A 16955-nucleotide genomic window follows, 5' to 3' on the forward strand; every position below is an offset into this window, starting at 1 on the left:
AGGTTCTGAAATAGCTTCATCATATTCTTTACGAATTGTCATAAGAATACTACTTAATGTCAACGTGTTTACCATTAGAACGCCCATATTTTTAAGTGTAACAGTTTCTACTCCCTTCTCTTTAACAAAGAATTAGTCTTTAATTTAATTGAACGACATTCTTCAAAATAACCCCTTAATTTCCAATTTATGATAAAATTTTCTTTAAGGAGGTGGTTATCTTGGCTCAAATTCCATTTGCTGACACTAACAATTCCTTGTCAGTTGAAGTCCAATTGAAACATGCTGCTGATGTGTTTCTGGTGGATAGTATCAACTTCCAACACTATAAAGCTGGACGGAAATTCAAGTATTATGGCGGCCACTACACTCGCACGCCTGTAAATATTTCTGTCGAAGGAGCTGGAAGGTGGTATCTTATTGTCCATGGTGGAGGACAGTACAAATACCGATTCTATTAATATTTATCTTTTTGATCTACCGATTTATTTCGGTAGTTTCTTTTATCATTTAAACTACGGTTCAAAAAAAGCGATTGCTTTAAATATATTCGTCCTAAAGATGGAAGACTTATATTCAAAATCAAAGTAAAGGGGTGGCTATTATGAGTGCTACAATGTATCGGAACAAAGTTCAGGGTTTAGAAAAGGAGATTGCTAATATTGAAAAGGATATAGGTAAAGAGCAAGAAAAGTTGGCAAAAGCATTAAAAACTATACAGAGTACAAAAAGTACCTCGACTCTTAATTCTAAACAAAGAGAACTGATTAATACCCAAAAAAAAATAGGTGACCTTAAAGGAAAAAAAGCTAATAAAATTAAATCTTTAAATCAAGCGTTAGATCAATTACGGCGCTCAGAAGATAGAGAATTAAAGAAGAATAAAACTGCTGAGTTAAGACATACAAAAGCTATTACAGATGAGTTAAAAAAACAACAAAGAATTAGCCAAGAAATATCTTCCAATCCCATTTCAATTAACTTCGAATCACTTCCAGAAAAAATAAACGTTCTATTCTTAGCATCCAATCCTATTGACCAAAGTTCATTAAGATTAGATCAAGAAATTCGTCTCATACACGAAAAGATTCGTGCTTCTGAATACCGGGATTCAATCAATTTACAATCTCGATGGGCAGTACGTTCCAATGATATTTTACAAGCTATAAACGAAGTAAAACCCCATATAATTCATTTTAGTGGTCACGGTTCTCCAGACCATGATATTGTACTAGAAACGACGGAAGGGTCTACAAGTCTTCTATCTAAAGAGGCGGTTACCCTATTAATGAAGACAATGTCTGATTCAATTAAACTCGTTATTTTTAATAACTGTTTTTCAAGTGGACAAGCAGAAGCTGTAACGGAACACATTGACTGTGCAATAGGTATGAATGAAGCCGTCTACGATGATGCTGCAAGAGAATTCGCTGCACAGTTTTATTCTGCTATTGCCTTCGGAAAATCCGTACAAAATGCCTTTGAACAAGGGAAGCTTGCTTTAATTTTAGCGGGGCTAGAAGGAGAAAAAATACCTGAGTTATACACTCGGACTGGCCTTAAACCTAATGAAATAATATTAGTCAAACCTGAACTGTAAGTTATATTTGTTTTAGTAGTTATATAACAAAAACTCTAATTTTCTTAACTTATTTAAAAGCAATAGCAGTCTATTATAAAATAGACTGCTACCTTCACTTGCAATAGATGGTGATTTAGCAACTAGCATGCCTTAAAGATAGACCATACTCATTAAATTCATCTTCAGTAAAGTGAAAGATTACGTTTTTAATTAATCTATCTTTTGGTTTTGGTCCATTTGTAACATGCACCTCTTTAATAATACTGTGAAATAATAACTTCTTTTCTTCTTCGGAAATTATATTTATAAAATCTTTTAAATGGTTAGCTACATATTCAATATTATTTTTGATATTTAAGTTGTTTTGCAGGTTAATTTCCTTACTTAATTTATTTAATCGAGATAAAGTATCTTCCTCTTCCTTTTCATATTCTCCAATGAGATAGTAAAATGTACTGTTATTATTTTGATTAGAATCATTATCATTGCCCAAAAAGAGATCTGCAGCATTTTTTATTTTTTCACGTATAGATTTTAATGATTTATTTAATAAATTGACTTCATCGCCTAGGGACTTAAGATTACTTTCTAGATTGGATTTTATAATTGTAAACAGTAATGACGATAAATTTAGTTTATCAAGATAGGTAATTAGATTAGCAAGTACAGCCTCATCTGCGTATTCCTTTGATATTAGATTTGCAGAGCAAGCTTTTCTTCCACTATTCTTGTTTTTATTACACTGGTAATACTTATACTTTTCACTACTATTCCCCTGAACCATTGAAGAACCACATTGAGGACACTTCAATAACCCTGAAAGTGGAAAGGTTCCCGGATGTACCTTAGTCGGTGTATAGGATTTCTTCGCTTTAAGCTCCTGTGCTTTATTCCAAAGTTCTTTAGAAATAATAGGTTCATGCTGTCCCTTTGTATATTCGTTTCTCCATTTGATAAAGCCAATGTAGATTTTATTTTCTAATATGGTTTTGACAGCATTAATGGTCCAGTCATTATTTCTTTTTGTCTTAAATCCTTGGAGGTTTAAGTTGCTTGCTATTTTTTTATAACCCCATTGTTCATAAACGTATTTATTAAAAATGTATTCTATCACCGCTGCTTCCTCTGGTATAACCCTAAGACGCTTACTAACGGATTCATAACCAAATACTTTCCCGCCGTTAAAATAACCAGCAGCAGCCTTCTTTTCCATTCCAAAGTTTGTTCTAAAAGCGATATCTTCCCTTTCCATATCTGCTTTCAAAGCATTTACCAAAAACATCATTTTAGCATTTGGATCTTTGGTATTTATATTATCCGTAAGTGAAATAAAATGCTTATTTGCTCTCTTTATTTGATCCCAAAAGAAAATAGAATCTAGAAAGTTTCTAAATAAACGATCTAATTTAAACACAATCATATATTCAATATCTTCATTTTCCATATAGTATTTATACATCTTTTTAAATTCTTCTCTACCGTCAATATCTTTAGCTGACGCCTCTTCTTTATAGGCACAAACTATATCAAACCCGTGTGCATCACAATATTCTTCTAATTCTTCAATTTGCTTTGGAATAGATGTATTATCAGCTTGTTTATCAGTACTAACACGTACATATACAAGCGCCTTTGTCTTTTTCATTTTCTTTTCACATCCATATTTTTCTTTTCAATATCATCATGATATTTAAGTACTAAATCAGAGAAAAAGTTTATAAATTCTGCGGCCTTTACTTTGCCTATTTCATCCTTAGTGAGTAAAACGGATTCATAATGACTTGTATAATCAAAATTTATATTTCTATTCATTTATTATCCCTCTAAAATGTGGTTAGATTAACCAAATGATCGCCGGCAACCTATCTGGTTGCAATACATAGTACCTTGAAATTTTAATATTTTAAGAGTTATAGAGAAGAAAATAAAATCTTAATTTTCTGATAATATAGGGTATAAACTAATTAGATTGAGGTTTTTTCGTATGCGTCACATGAAGGGATTGTGTTTGCTAAGAAAAAAGGAAAATGCTTCGTTTATAACTTGTAAAGTAAGGATTTGAACTCTGTTATACTAAAAATTGTGTAATATACAAAAAATTAGGAGTAGTTTGTATGCAAAAAGTTAGTAATCACTTTGTTCCACAATTTTATTTAAAGAATTTTTCTAATAATAAAAAAAGCATTGGTATGTACAATATAGGAAATAAAAGATATGTTAAAGAGGCTTCAATTAAAAAACAAGCCTGTAAAGACTATCTTTATGGGGACGATGGAACTATTGAAGATATGTTTATGGATCTCGAAAATGAATGTTCAAAAATAATTAAAAACATAATTGCTACTGAACAAATACCGAATAAAAATAGTCAAGAATATTCGTTGCTAATATTATTTATATTATTGTGTGAAGCAAGAAATTTGAAGATGGCAGATTCATTTAATAATTTAATTGATAAGCAAGCAAAAATTTCCCTAAAGATGAAAGCAAACAAGAATAAAAGCTTTAAAGTACCTATAGAAGCGATTGAAAAGTCAAAGATAAGTTTCAATATACCTAATCTATATTCAATAAGGGCTATAGCAGAGACTTATCCAATAATAATGGATTTAAAAGCAATTTTAATGGTTAGTAAGAGTGAGAGGCATTTTATAACTTCTGACAATCCTCTTGTGAGATATAATCAAATGTATGTTCAAAGACAATATAAAATTAGAGGATATGGACTTGCAAATATGGGACTTCAATTATTTTTTCCTATTTCTCCAAAACTTTGTATTTGTATTTTTGACCATATTTTATATGATTTCTTTGAAAATAAAGAAGGAATAATTGAAGTATATAAAGGCAAGCAATTAGATGAAATTAACAAGCTAATATATTTAAATTCTTATAATACCATCTTTTTTAATGATAAGGTACACTTAACATATATTAATAAAATCATTAAGAGTACCAGACATTCTAATAGTGAATTAGAGAAAGAAATTACTGTGCTAGGTCCAGAAGATAATAAGATAATAGGATATTCACCAAGAAAAGTCTCTGAGAAAATTAATTTGCCATTTTTTAAATTAAACAGGAACTTTATAAATATGTCATTGCCTTTGCATATGGCAGGCCCAATTAGACCTCATGCTGAAAAATATATGATGCGATCTAAAAAAAAATAAATACTACCGAATTGGTGGTACCTTATTTCTAATACAGATGGTTTTAAGCTTCTTGTATATTCCCTTAATAATATCGGATATAACCGAAAAGAAATTCTATTTATTTTCTTATCGGTGCTGTACTAAAATAACGGTAAAAACACTCGGGGACTTTAATGGATATAAAAAAGCCTAATTTCTCAATTTTAATGTAGAAATTAGGCTTTTTTATATCCAAAATGGTATTTAACAAATTTTAAACCTTGGTATGATATAGTCATAACTTCAAAGTATTGAACATACATTACAGGTACTGTAAAATAAGGGTATTAAGCATAATCAATACTTATATTCATAAATGAATCTTGCATTTAACTAAAGAGGTGACTATGTTGAAATATGGGTATGCAAGAGTGAGTACAATTCATCAGGATTTACAAGTTCAGCTAAAACAATTAGAAAAAGAGAACTGTGATGTAATATATTCTGAAAAGTATTCAGGGACAAATAAAAAACGGCCAGAATTTCAAAAGCTTATGGAAAATCTAAAAGAAGGTGACACATTGGTCGTAACTAAACTAGATCGTTTGGCCCGAAGTACACAAGATGCTTTGGAAACAATTAAAGACTTATTTAATCGAAATATTAAAGTTCACGTTTTAAATATGGGTGTGATTGAAAATACCCCCACTGGGAGGTTAATTTTCACGATATTCTCTGCTTTTGCTGAGTTTGAGAGAGATATGATTGTAGAGCGTACTCAAGAAGGGAAAATATTGGCCAAGCAGAATCCTGATTTCCGAGAGGGTAGACCAAAAAAGTTTTCAAGGCAGCAGGTTAATCATGCCTTATCCTTACTAGAAGACCATTCGTATAAACAAGTTGAAGGTATGACAGGGATTTCGGTATCTACACTGGTTAGGGCTAAGAAGAAAAGTGAGGCAGAGAAAATTATAACAAAGGTTTAAGTGATGAAAGAATAGGATTACATACATGAAAAAACCCCTTGTGAACGTTTGTTCGTCCAAGTAGCAAATTATAACTTAGAGTTTTTATATCAGTATCAGGTAGTAACCAAAGGACTTGATTCAATAATGGGTGACATTCTTTTTGGTAGTTTAAACTGTTATAATTAGTGGTGGAAATATTTAACTTTTATGCTAGATTCACAATCATCACTATGGAAGGTGTGATAAAGATTTTATGATGGAATATTCAGCAGGTTTCACCAGCGAAGGCTGGTTTCAAAATGAAATAAATATTGTTCTTCCATTGAAAATTGCAGGTTTATCAAGAAGTGAAATTTTAGAAAGAATTATTGAACATAATTCGTTTCAATTAAGAAGCGAGTCTAGTATTAAGAAGAGATTTCAAATGGTATATCGTCGTTCTGAAACATTTAACCTTGAATTATCAAAGCTATATATAGATGGCTCCCGTTTAGATCAAAAAGCCCTCCTTTTATATAGCTATTTAAAATGCTACCGGCTACCTTATGAATTTTTTAATGAGGTTATTTTGTACAATTATCATAATAACAAGCCGTCTATTCAGATTATAGATGTTGAGTTCTTTATTGAACGTAAAGAAGGACAATCTGGAAAAGTTGCTGGGTTCAGGCCTGAAACGAAAAAAAGGTTAAAAAGTTCAATAGTAATGTTCTTTAGAGAAAGTGGAATGCTGCAGGAGGAAAAAGCAGATACATTTCTAATTAATCCTTTACATATAAGCAAAAATCTAAAAAATTATGCTAAGGATTATGATCCGTTGCTGTATTTATTAAGCGAGTTAAGGTAGGTGAAAAAGACATGAGTGACACATATGAGCGCTTAAAACAAATGGAAAGAAGAATAAATGAAGAAGGCTTTACGAGACCTACAGGGATTGGCAGTGAAATTCCGCACTATGTATTCGATTATCCGGCAGAGGATGAACTAGTTGTTCGCACATACGTTGAAGGGGTTTTGAATCGAACTTCAATAGAGATTAAGGAGCTTCATTTGTTTAAATTCTTACTCAGTCTCTTTGAAGACGATTTAAATGAACTAATAGAGATTAGTGAAGAAGAGGGATATGAAGAGTTAGTACATGCCTTACAAACAGTATTAGAAGATCAAGATGTTATTGTTGAGTCTTTTATCGATCAAGTAGATGATGCAGAAATTGTATTCATAACAGGTGTTGGCAATGCGCATCCCCTTCTTAGATCCAGTCAGTTACTAAAAAAGCTGTCCAACCATGCTTTCCGAAAACCCATTGTTCTTTTCTATCCCGGATACTTTACCGGTTTGGAGCTTAGACTTTTTGGTATTTTACATAATGAAGATCAGTATCAATTATCACGAATTTCGTAGAGGGGGAGAACCAAATGCAAGTGAAAGATATATTCAAGAAAGATATATTTCGGACCATTAATGGCGTAGTTCAAGCGGGCCAGCTGGATCAAGATACAATTAAAAATGAACTTGAAGAGTATGTCATGACTGAAGAGGTGACCGAATACTTTCAAAAGTTCTATGAAAACTATATAGCAGTTTATAAGAATCCAACAAAAGATATTGGGGTTTGGATTAGTGGTTTCTTCGGCTCAGGTAAATCACATTTTTTAAAAATTTTATCTTATTTGCTTGATGGAAAAGAAGTGAATGGCAGAAAACCATACGAATACTTTATTGAGAAAACCTCCAATCAAATTTTATTATCAAGGATGAAAGAAGTAGATGGAAAAGATTCAGATGCCATTCTATTCAATATTGATTCTATGAGTTCATCAGGAGCAACCAACAAGGAACGTATTGTAGAAGTATTTCTGCGTGTTTTTAATCGTCATTTAGGCTATTCAGATACGTTGTGGCTTGCTGATATGGAGCGTCAGTTAGATGAAGAAGGAAAATACGGAGCATTCAAAGACATCATTAAGCGTCTATATGATACAGAATGGGAAGATTTTCGATTAAAGGCAGTCATACGCCGTAAAAAAATTGTTCAAGCGCTTATTGAAACAGGATATGACGAAGAAACAGCAAACAGCTTTTTTGAAATTAGTAAGAATACTTTCAGTATGACTTCTGAAAAGCTCTCTCAACTAATTGCGGAATATTGTCGTCACCGTGGTCAAGATTATCGTCTCGTCTTCTTGGTGGATGAAGTAGGACAGTATATAGGAACCGATGTTAACTTAATGCTTAATTTACAAACTGTCGTTGAAGATATTGGCGGAACTTCAATGGGCCAAGCATGGGTCATTGTTACCTCACAGGAAAAAATTAAAGCTGTTGCAAATATTCATAGCACAAACGATTTTTCAAAGATTCAAGGTCGCTTTGCTACCCGCATTAACTTATCGAGTGCGAACACAGATGAAGTCATTAAGCGTCGTATATTAGAAAAAACAGATACAGCAGATAAAACACTAAAAATGACGTATGAACCGATTGAGCAGATTGTTCGAAACCGCTTATCTTTTGATCCTAATACGACCCAGTTCCGTTCAGGCTATCGATCAGCCGAAGAATTTGCAGCTCTTTATCCATTTATTCCATATCAGGTAGATTTACTGCAAAAGGTATTTAATAAAATTAGAATTCATGGCGAAGGTGGAACAAGCCTAGCTCACGGTGAACGCTCTTTGCTTAAAGCATTTCAAGAAGCGGCTAAACTTAATGCTGGAGAACAAATAGGCAATCTTGTTACATTAGAAGAGTTTTTTCCTTCAATTCGTAATTTCTTGGAAACATCTATTACAAGAACTATCAGTAGGGCTGAGGATCGCGCCAGAAATATTGAAAATATTTTACCAGAAGATATCCCGGTCTTAAAAGTGCTTTATTTAATTAAAGGTATAGATGAAATAAAGGCAACACCAAATAATATTGCTACTCTAATTTTAGAAACCATAAACAATGATAAAAACGACCTCCCTGTCAAAGAATCGTTAAATCGTCTGGAACAAGCGATGTTCATTGAAAAACATGCTGATGGCACTTATTCATTTTTATCCGATGAAGAACAAGAGATTAATAAAGAAATCAGGAGTGTTGAAGTTAATTCTACTAAGATTAAAGAACAACTTGGTAAATTATTCTTCTCGAAAATGTATCCGAAATTAAATTATATTTACAGAAAAGATACTCCACCCTTTGATTTTAATAAACGCTTTGATAATTATTCCAAGGGGAATATGTCCTACCCATTAACATTGCAAGTCTTTTCTGTAAATATGTCTGACATGGAAGCTGCCTTAAAAGCCAATTCAGGCCAAATGGTGATATGCCTTGACGAAGAACTTGTCGCTGCCGCAGAAGCAGCAATTAAGTATTCTGAACAGGTACAACGCTATGTTAATTTAAAACGAAATAATAGTACAACACAAACACAACATCGTATTTACGATGCGAAACTAGTTTCCGTGGAGGAGTTTGAACAAAAAGCGGAAGAGTTATTGAAAAAAGCTTGTGATAAAGCCTTATTTTATATTCAAGGCCAACAACGTTCTTATAAAGGTTCATTTGAAAATCAAGTAAGCAGTGCCTTTAATATGTTAATTAGTAATACGTATAAGTATCTTGATTATATGGACGTTCCAGTCTCTTTCAAAACGTATAAAGAATCATGGAAGAAACTTGCCGAACAAGTTATAGATTATGAAACGATGAATAATCGTAAAGCCTTTGATGAATTAAAAGAATATCTTGAAGATGTTGCTAGAATGCATGAAAAACCACCATCCATAAAATCGATTATAGAAAAGTACCACGCGATTCCTTATGGGTGGAGTGAGTATGATATTATCGGCTTAATATTGGCTCATATGAATGCTGGAAAGGTAAAATTATTTCTTGGGGATGATAAGTTCACTCCAGAAAACTCCAAATTTTATGATCGTCTAGCTCGTGTATCTGAACGTGAAAAAATACGAGTAATTCCAGAAATTGAAGTGGATCTAAAAATAAGAAGAGGGTTTATATCATTAATGAGACATTTCTTTAGTCGTTCCGAGGTAGGAGATACGTATCAAGATTTTGCTATTGCCGCAGAGGCTGAATTGAAAGAACGCTTTCAATCACCACTTGAAGAAATTCGATTGAAGCGTCAATCTCAGCGTTCACGAAATTATCCTTACCCGGGTGAGAGAGAGATAAATTCACTTTCAATGGGGGTACAAAAGCTTTTGCAAATTAGAGATGCAGAGCAAATGGTGAAAGAATTCATTAATGCTGAAGAAGAGATTGATGAGTGGTTTGGAGTTTTAGAGAAACTAAAAGGATTTTATAATAAAACACCCATTACAGTTTTTAATGAAGCAGTTGAAATTTTAGAAAGATATCAGAGAGATTTAGCACTTATACAAAATACAGATGTCCAATTGATTAAAAAGCAAATTTCGGACATTTTAACAAAGCAAGAACCTTATCGTGATATACCGAGACTTCCACAGTTAACTAGTCAGTTAGAAGAGAATATTAAAAATGAAGTAAACGAGCAACGACAGGCTATTCAGGTACAAGTAGGTCACATGGAAACAAACTTAATGGAATTAAAAGATTATTATCAAAATATCCCATCTATTGTTGGTTATATTGAAAACGAGTACAACATTTTCTATCGAATTAAGTCAAGTATATTAACAGAAGGCAGTCTTGTAACCATTCGAGCGCTACTACAACAGTTAAATGAAATTGCATTTAGGATTGAAAAAAGAGCAAAAGAACTGGAAGAAGAGTTGAGAAAGCCACCGGTTGTTGAGCCTGATGATAAAAAAATACCAGTCGTGATAAGGGAGAAGAAAAGTAAACGTCTAAGTTCAAATGAGATATATCGTATATTTTTTAATGGTCGTAATAAAATCGAAACTCAGCAAGATTTAGACGAGGCTCTTAATCAATTACGTTCTGCATTACTAAAAGAATTAAAAGACCACACGTTGGAAATTGATTGAATAGAAACGGGTCTTTAAGACCTGTTTTTATTTATAGAAGGAGTAATGGAAGATGAATAAATCAGAGTTAAAAAACTTTGCCGTTTCTGCTAGGAGAGACCTGCTTGAAAAAGTAGCATTGCGTGCAAAAAAGTATGGAATAGTCTCAGTAACCAAAGAATTAGAAATACAGGAGATAAACGGAAAGTTAATCGTAAATAATACTGAACAGGATTTACGGTTAAAATCGAGCATAACATCACTAGATAAGCAGCTAAGGATCAAGGGATATGACCACCTCATCGAGGAAGTGGCATACACGTGGTTTAACCGCATCATTTCGATCCGTTTTATGGAAGTGAACGAATACCTTCCCGAACGAATAAATGTATTATCAAGCAGCACAGGCAGAGCGGAGCCTGATATCGTAGCTGAATTTGAAACAATGGATTTAGGTATTGACATAGCGCAGATTAAGGACTTATTTCGTAAGGGAGAGATTGAGGAGACATATCGTAAGTTATTCATAGCGCAATGCAATGCCCTAAACACAATCTTGCCATTTATGTTTGAAAAAATAAATGATTATACTGAATTATTACTTCCAGACTTTTTATTAGACAGTGAGTCGGTTATCAATAAATTAGTTTCAAATGATGAATTAACAGAAAGCTTTAGAGAAGTGGAAGTAATCGGTTGGCTTTATCAATTTTACAATTCAGAGCCTAAAGACAAAGTGTTTGCTAAATTAAAAAAGAATAAAAAGATAGAGAAATATGATATTCCTGCAGCAACGCAACTTTTCACCCCGAAGTGGATTGTTCAGTATATGGTAGAGAACTCTTTAGGTCAATTGTGGTTAGAATCCAATCCTAACTCACCGTTAAAAGATAAATTGCGCTATTATATAGAACCTGCTGAACAAGATAAAGAGGTAAAAGAAAAATTAGAAAAAATTCGTTATAAAAATATAAATTTAGAGGAAATTACGATAATTGACCCTTGTGTCGGATCTGGTCACATACTTATATATGCGTTTGATTTATTGTATCAAATGTATGAAGAGGCTGGATATCCTAATAGTGACATTCCACAAATAATTTTAGAGAAGAATCTATATGGACTAGATATCGATGATAGGGCTACACAGTTGGCTTCATTTGCATTAATGATGAAGGCAAGAGAGAAATCGAGAAGAATTTTCAGAAAGCAAGTTTCTCTAAATTTATTTTCGATACAAGAATCTAATGAATTACACAAAGAAGGTCTTGCACAACTGCTTGGGCATGATGAAAATGAAAGAAAAGAGATTTCTTCAATAATTGATAAGTTTCATGATGCAAAAAATAAGGGTTCAATACTTCTTCCGAATGAATATAATTTGGATATATATATAAGAAGAGTTGATGAGCTTGAAAACGTACAGTTGACGACGGAAACCTATCAAGCTTATGAACAAGTACCGCAATTCATAACTTTATTAAAACAAGAAAAAGTGTTATCTAAAGAGTATGATATTGTAGTAACAAATCCTCCCTATATGGGTTCTAAAGGTATGAATAAAAATCTTCAAAATTACTTAAAGAAAAATTTCAATAATACTAAGAAAGATTTAAGCACAGTAATTATGGAAAGAACATTAAAGTTTATGAAAAACAATGGAATTTCAGCAATGATTAATATTCCTTCATGGATGTTTCTTTCAAGTTATGAGAAGTTAAGAAATGAACTTGTAAATAATACATTATTTTTTAGTTTAATACATCTAGGTAGAGGGATTTTTGGTTCTGATTTTGGCACTGTTACTTTTGTATTACGAAAAACCAATGTGGAAGGTTTTAAGGGAACGTATAAAAGGTTAATTGATAAACAAGGTGAGGTTGATTCTTTAAAAGAAAAAGAGTCTAAATTTTTCGAGGCGAAAAGAAACCACATAAAAAAACAAGAAGGTTTTAAAAGTATTCCGGGAACACCATTTGCATATTGGGCCACAGACAAAGTTAGAGAAATTTTTGAAACAAACCCTAAACTTTCTGATATTGCAGACCCTAAACAAGGAATGGCGACAGCAGATAATGAACGATTTTTACGATTGTGGCACGAAACAAGTTTAGATTCTATTGCTTTTAATTGTACTAATGCTGACGAAGCATTAGTTAGCAATAAAAAATGGTTCCCATTCAACAAAGGTGGAACGTTTAGAAAGTGGTATGGAAATCAAGAGTATGTGGTTAACTGGAAAAACAACGGAGAAGAAATTAAGGAATATATTATTAAAAGATACCCATATTTAAATGGGAATTATGAGTTTGTAGTAAAGAATGAGTCTTTTTATTTCCGTGATGGTATCACTTGGACAGCTATTTCAAGTTCAAAACTTGCAGTTCGATTTTCTCCTATTGGTTTTTTGTTCAGTAATGCTGGCATGGCTGTGTTTTCAAATAATCACGACAAAACAATTGCCCTACTAGGATTTTTAAATTCTAAAATTTCATTTATGTTTTCTCAACAACTTTCTTCAACTATTAACTTTGATCAAGGGATTATAGCAAGGCTACCTTATAAAGTTAATGAGAATGATGAAATTAACACTAAGATTAAAATGTTAGTAAATAAGGCAATTCACATATCGAAAGTGGATTGGGACTCTTATGAATCTTCTTGGAACTTTAAAAGGCATCCATTTTTATCATATAAGGAAGATAGAAATAGGCTAGAAGATACTTTTGATACATGGGTAACTCATACCAAAGCTCAAATGCACGAACTAAAAAAAATCGAAGAAGAATTAAATAGTATTTTTATTAATTTATATGGGTTAGAAGATGAAGTATCGCCAGAAGTAGAGGGCAAGGATATTACAATTCGTTTGGGCGAACGAATCAGTGATTCAAAATCATTTTTATCCTATTTTATTGGTTGCATAATGGGGAGATATTCACTAAATATTGAAGGTCTTGTATATGCCGGAGGAGAATGGGTTGATAAGAGATTTGATAATTTCATTCCCGACAAATTTGGCTTAATTCAAATAACAGACGAACATTATTTCGATAATGATATCGTTGCTCGTTTACGAGAATTTTTGGCCATTATTTTTGGGGAAGAAACCGTGGAAGTAAACTTACAATGGTTAGCAGAATCTCTCGTATTAAAAAGAAATGAAACAGCAGAAGAACGTTTGCGCCGTTATTTCTTAGATGAGTTTTTTAAAGATCATTGCCAAGTATATCAAAAACGCCCTGTTTATTGGCTTGTCGATTCTGGAAAACAAAAAGGGTTACGTACACTAATTTACATGCACCGGTATCAGGCCGATACTATGGCAACAATCCGTTTTGAGCATCTACAAGAAATTCAAGCTAAATATAACAATGAAATTGCAGCAATAAATTTACGTATTGTAAATCCAAGTTTAACTGCGACTGAGAAACGCGACCTTGAGAAGCGGAAAACAGTATTTCAAAAACGTTTAGAGGAATTGCTTGGATTTGATAAAAAGTTGGCTGAATATGCTAATGAACAAATTAGCATTGATTTAGATGATGGTGTGAAAGTGAATTATGAAAAATTTGACAAAGTACTAGCAAAGATTAAATAACAAGGATTATTAATTTCAAAGTATTAGTACCCACCGTCACTTTTACAATGAGGCTTACGGTGGGCTTTTATATTTTCGGCAAACTCCCTTTGATTTGGTAAAATATACTTAGCTATTTAGAGTCTGTTTACTACAGTTAAAAAGAGGTGAAAAAATGGATGTAATTGAATTGGTTCGTGAGCGGATTCGTGATGAGAAAAATAATAAAGAACGAGCTGTTGTCTTTTGGTATGACTCTGCTGGACAAGAAACTGTAGAGTCTTTAACAGAATCATTAGCAAATGAAGACGTAACTGTACTAGAAATAACTGCAAATAATTTTTTTAATTTGAAAATTGAAATAGAGATTGTGCATCCTAAAAGGTCATATTTATTGTATGCTCCTTTTTCAAGACCTGCTGATGAAGAGAACTTTTTATTAGATATTCTTTTTTATGGATCTGAATTTAAAGCAGATCAAATTGCCATTTGGTCAGAACAGCTGGGTGTAGAAGATGTAATTTTACGTACGGTGGCCAACCGTTATTCAGCTTTTTTTAATAGTAAGGAACGGAGAGGGAAATTAAATAAAGTAGTTAATCCTTCTCCTAAAGAAGAAGAGGTTGAAACAGCGGTACTAGCTGTGCTCACAAGTTCACCTTCTTCTCATATTTCATATATTGCAAAGAATCTCCTGCTTGATGGTTTGGAAGAGGACCAAAATAGTACCTATAAGAAAATTAGCAAGTTATTCTCAATTAACCGCATGTGGGAACTATTGGAGCAGTATTTTGGGTTGCATCTTTCAGATGAACAGAGAACGTTACGACACTTGATGGAACAGCTATTATATTCCCATTTTTCAAGAGATGCAGTAGTTTCTATTAAGTCACTAGATGAAAAATATTCTACTATTCGTGCCAATATCTGTGCTTTATTTATCGATGATTGGATGCGGGGGAAGGCAGAAGAAGTTGTGGTACTGGAAGGGTATATAAGGAATATAGGAAGTAATTTTCATTTACGAAATCACTTCCTAGAAACATCTATTGATCGATTTGATAAGACAACAACATTCCCGTTAGTTGATATAATACTTATTGAAAAAGTAATCGAAGAATTACAGCATAAGACAATAAATTTTGAAGCTTGGAAAGAAAGGATTTCTTATCGCTTAAACACTCACTGGGGACGTAAATCCAAAATAGCTGGGTTATACCGGACATTATTGGAGGCGGTGCGATTAACTGAATACAAAGAGTTCCTAACAAGGTATGATACACGTGAAGAGTTATATGGGCAATATGCTGCAAGACTTCACACCATTGATCATGCTTATCGTCACTTTATGCAAGCTTATACCAGACTTGAGCAAAGAGATTATGTAGAGTCGATCGCGGAAGTTCTTACTAATTGGTATGAAAACGTCTATTTACGAAAAATAGGTGATGAAACAAATTATATACTTGCTAATGAGCAATCTTCTAAAATTCCTTTGCAGAATAGATTCTTTAAAAGAACCATACAGCCAATCTTAGATAAGGAATCGACAAGGGTATTCGTCATTATTTCGGACGCACTTCGCTATGAGGTTGGTTTTGAGCTTTGTGATCACCTAAATAAACGTGTCAATGGCGAAGCTAGTATATCGCCAATGCTTGCTAGTCTTCCGACATATACGCAGTTAGGAATGGCTTCTTTGCTACCGCACCGTAAACTGACTATTGGTGAAAATAAAATCGTCTATGCTGATGGTGAACCGACAAACGGTACAGTAAACAGGTCCAAGATTTTACAGAAGGTAAATCCAGACGCTGTTGCTTATCGTTGGGAAGAGTTTGAAAACTGGACTCAAACGGAGGCTGACTCCAAATTTAAAGGAAAACGTCTTGTCTATTTATACCATGATGTGATCGATGCTATAGGTGATTCGAAAAAATCTGAGCGAGATACATATGTAGCAGCGGAAAAAGCAATAAAGGATTTAGAACGTACGATAGATCGGCTTTCACGATTGCAAGCAAAAAGAATCTTTATCACATCTGATCACGGTTTCTTATTCCAATACCCTAAAATTGAAGCTGATGTAAAGATAGAAGCCGTAAATGGGAACATTATTGAAGGAAATCGTCGATTTGCTTTGGGACAAGGATTAACCATTCCAGAAGGAGCGGTAAAGCTAAACGATAAGCAATCAGAATTAAGTGAAGTAGAAGCCGTAATAGCAAAGGGAATTAACCGTTTTACTGGCGGAGGAGGATTACAATTCATTCATGGTGGAGCTATGCCGCAAGAAAGAATTATTCCGCTTATTGAGTACCGCCGTACGGATCGTGCTGAATTAGTTGGTGTAAGTGTCGCCATGTTAGATAAAGTGATTACAAACTTCCGTGTACCTGTCACTTTTTATCAAGAAGAAAGTATTTCTAGTGATTACTTACCACGTAAGATTAAGGCGGCATTTTATATAGACAATGAACGGATATCAAATGAAATAGAATATACTTTTAACTTAACTGGAGATAATCCTCAACGTACAGAGAAGCTGATTTTTAATTTAGCCGAAACTTATTACACTTTGGGCCAACCATGTACGTTAAAGATAGAGACTGTACAAGATAAAAGTATAGAATTTTATAAAGAAGAAACATTTACGATTCGAATGTACGAAGCATTGTACTAAAAGTTAGAACCTGTCTTGCAAAAGAGCTTGACGGGTTTTTC

11 protein-coding genes are annotated in these 16955 nt (G+C 33.1%); 9 read left to right on the plus strand and 2 right to left on the minus strand.

The features are described from left to right. Positions 1-221 precede the first annotated feature (221 nt). A complete protein-coding gene (locus J7I93_RS03665; protein ID WP_019157194.1) occupies positions 222-461 on the plus strand; it encodes a DUF1883 domain-containing protein in 240 nt (79 codons plus the stop codon). A 143-nt stretch (positions 462-604) separates the two neighbouring features. Next, positions 605-1600 carry a CHAT domain-containing protein gene (locus J7I93_RS03670; protein ID WP_214987694.1) on the plus strand — a complete coding sequence of 332 codons (996 nt, stop codon included), beginning with the start codon at positions 605-607 and terminating at the stop codon, positions 1598-1600. Positions 1601-1715: 115 nt separating this feature from the next. Here the strand turns inward: J7I93_RS03670 and J7I93_RS03675 are convergent, their stop codons facing one another. Further along, positions 1716-3227, minus strand: a complete 1512-nt coding sequence (locus tag J7I93_RS03675) for a recombinase family protein (protein WP_214723404.1) — start codon at positions 3225-3227, stop codon at positions 1716-1718. After that, positions 3224-3394, minus strand: a complete 171-nt coding sequence (locus tag J7I93_RS03680) for a hypothetical protein (protein ID WP_214723406.1) — start codon at positions 3392-3394, stop codon at positions 3224-3226. Before J7I93_RS03680 ends, J7I93_RS03675 begins: the two co-directional genes overlap by 4 nt. A 302-nt stretch (positions 3395-3696) precedes the next feature. Here J7I93_RS03680 and J7I93_RS03685 point away from each other — a divergent pair, with 302 nt between their 5' ends. The 7 genes from J7I93_RS03685 to pglZ all read left to right on the plus strand — a co-directional run bounded on the left by J7I93_RS03685 (position 3697) and on the right by pglZ (position 16914). Continuing rightward, the gene (locus J7I93_RS03685) at positions 3697-4755 is read left to right on the plus strand and encodes a DUF4238 domain-containing protein (protein WP_214723408.1); all 1059 of its coding nucleotides are present in this window, start codon (positions 3697-3699) and stop codon (positions 4753-4755) included. Positions 4756-5126: 371 nt separating this feature from the next. Beyond that, positions 5127-5702, plus strand: coding sequence for a recombinase family protein (locus tag J7I93_RS03690; RefSeq protein ID WP_214723595.1), 576 nt, complete (start codon positions 5127-5129; stop codon positions 5700-5702). Between the two features lie 235 nt (positions 5703-5937). After that, positions 5938-6531, plus strand: coding sequence for a DUF1819 family protein (locus J7I93_RS03695; RefSeq protein WP_214723410.1), 594 nt, complete (start codon positions 5938-5940; stop codon positions 6529-6531). An 11-nt stretch (positions 6532-6542) separates the two neighbouring features. After that, positions 6543-7088 (plus strand): BREX protein BrxB domain-containing protein, encoded by a 546-nt coding sequence (locus J7I93_RS03700; protein ID WP_214723412.1) that lies wholly within the window; start codon positions 6543-6545, stop codon positions 7086-7088. Positions 7089-7102: 14 nt separating this feature from the next. Further along, positions 7103-10672 (plus strand): BREX system P-loop protein BrxC, encoded by a 3570-nt coding sequence (brxC, locus tag J7I93_RS03705; RefSeq protein ID WP_214723414.1) that lies wholly within the window; start codon positions 7103-7105, stop codon positions 10670-10672. A gap of 52 nt (positions 10673-10724) precedes the next feature. Further along, positions 10725-14252: a BREX-1 system adenine-specific DNA-methyltransferase PglX gene (gene pglX, locus J7I93_RS03710; RefSeq protein WP_214723416.1), complete on the plus strand. Its 3528-nt coding sequence runs from the start codon at positions 10725-10727 to the stop codon at positions 14250-14252. Positions 14253-14406: 154 nt separating this feature from the next. Beyond that, on the plus strand, positions 14407-16914 hold the full coding sequence (gene pglZ, locus J7I93_RS03715; RefSeq protein ID WP_214723419.1) for a BREX-1 system phosphatase PglZ type A: 2508 nt from the start codon (positions 14407-14409) through the stop codon (positions 16912-16914). Positions 16915-16955 lie beyond the last annotated feature (41 nt).

This window comes from Bacillus sp. ISL-47, assembly GCF_018613175.1.
Classification (GTDB): Bacteria; Bacillota; Bacilli; order Bacillales; family Cytobacillaceae; genus Cytobacillus.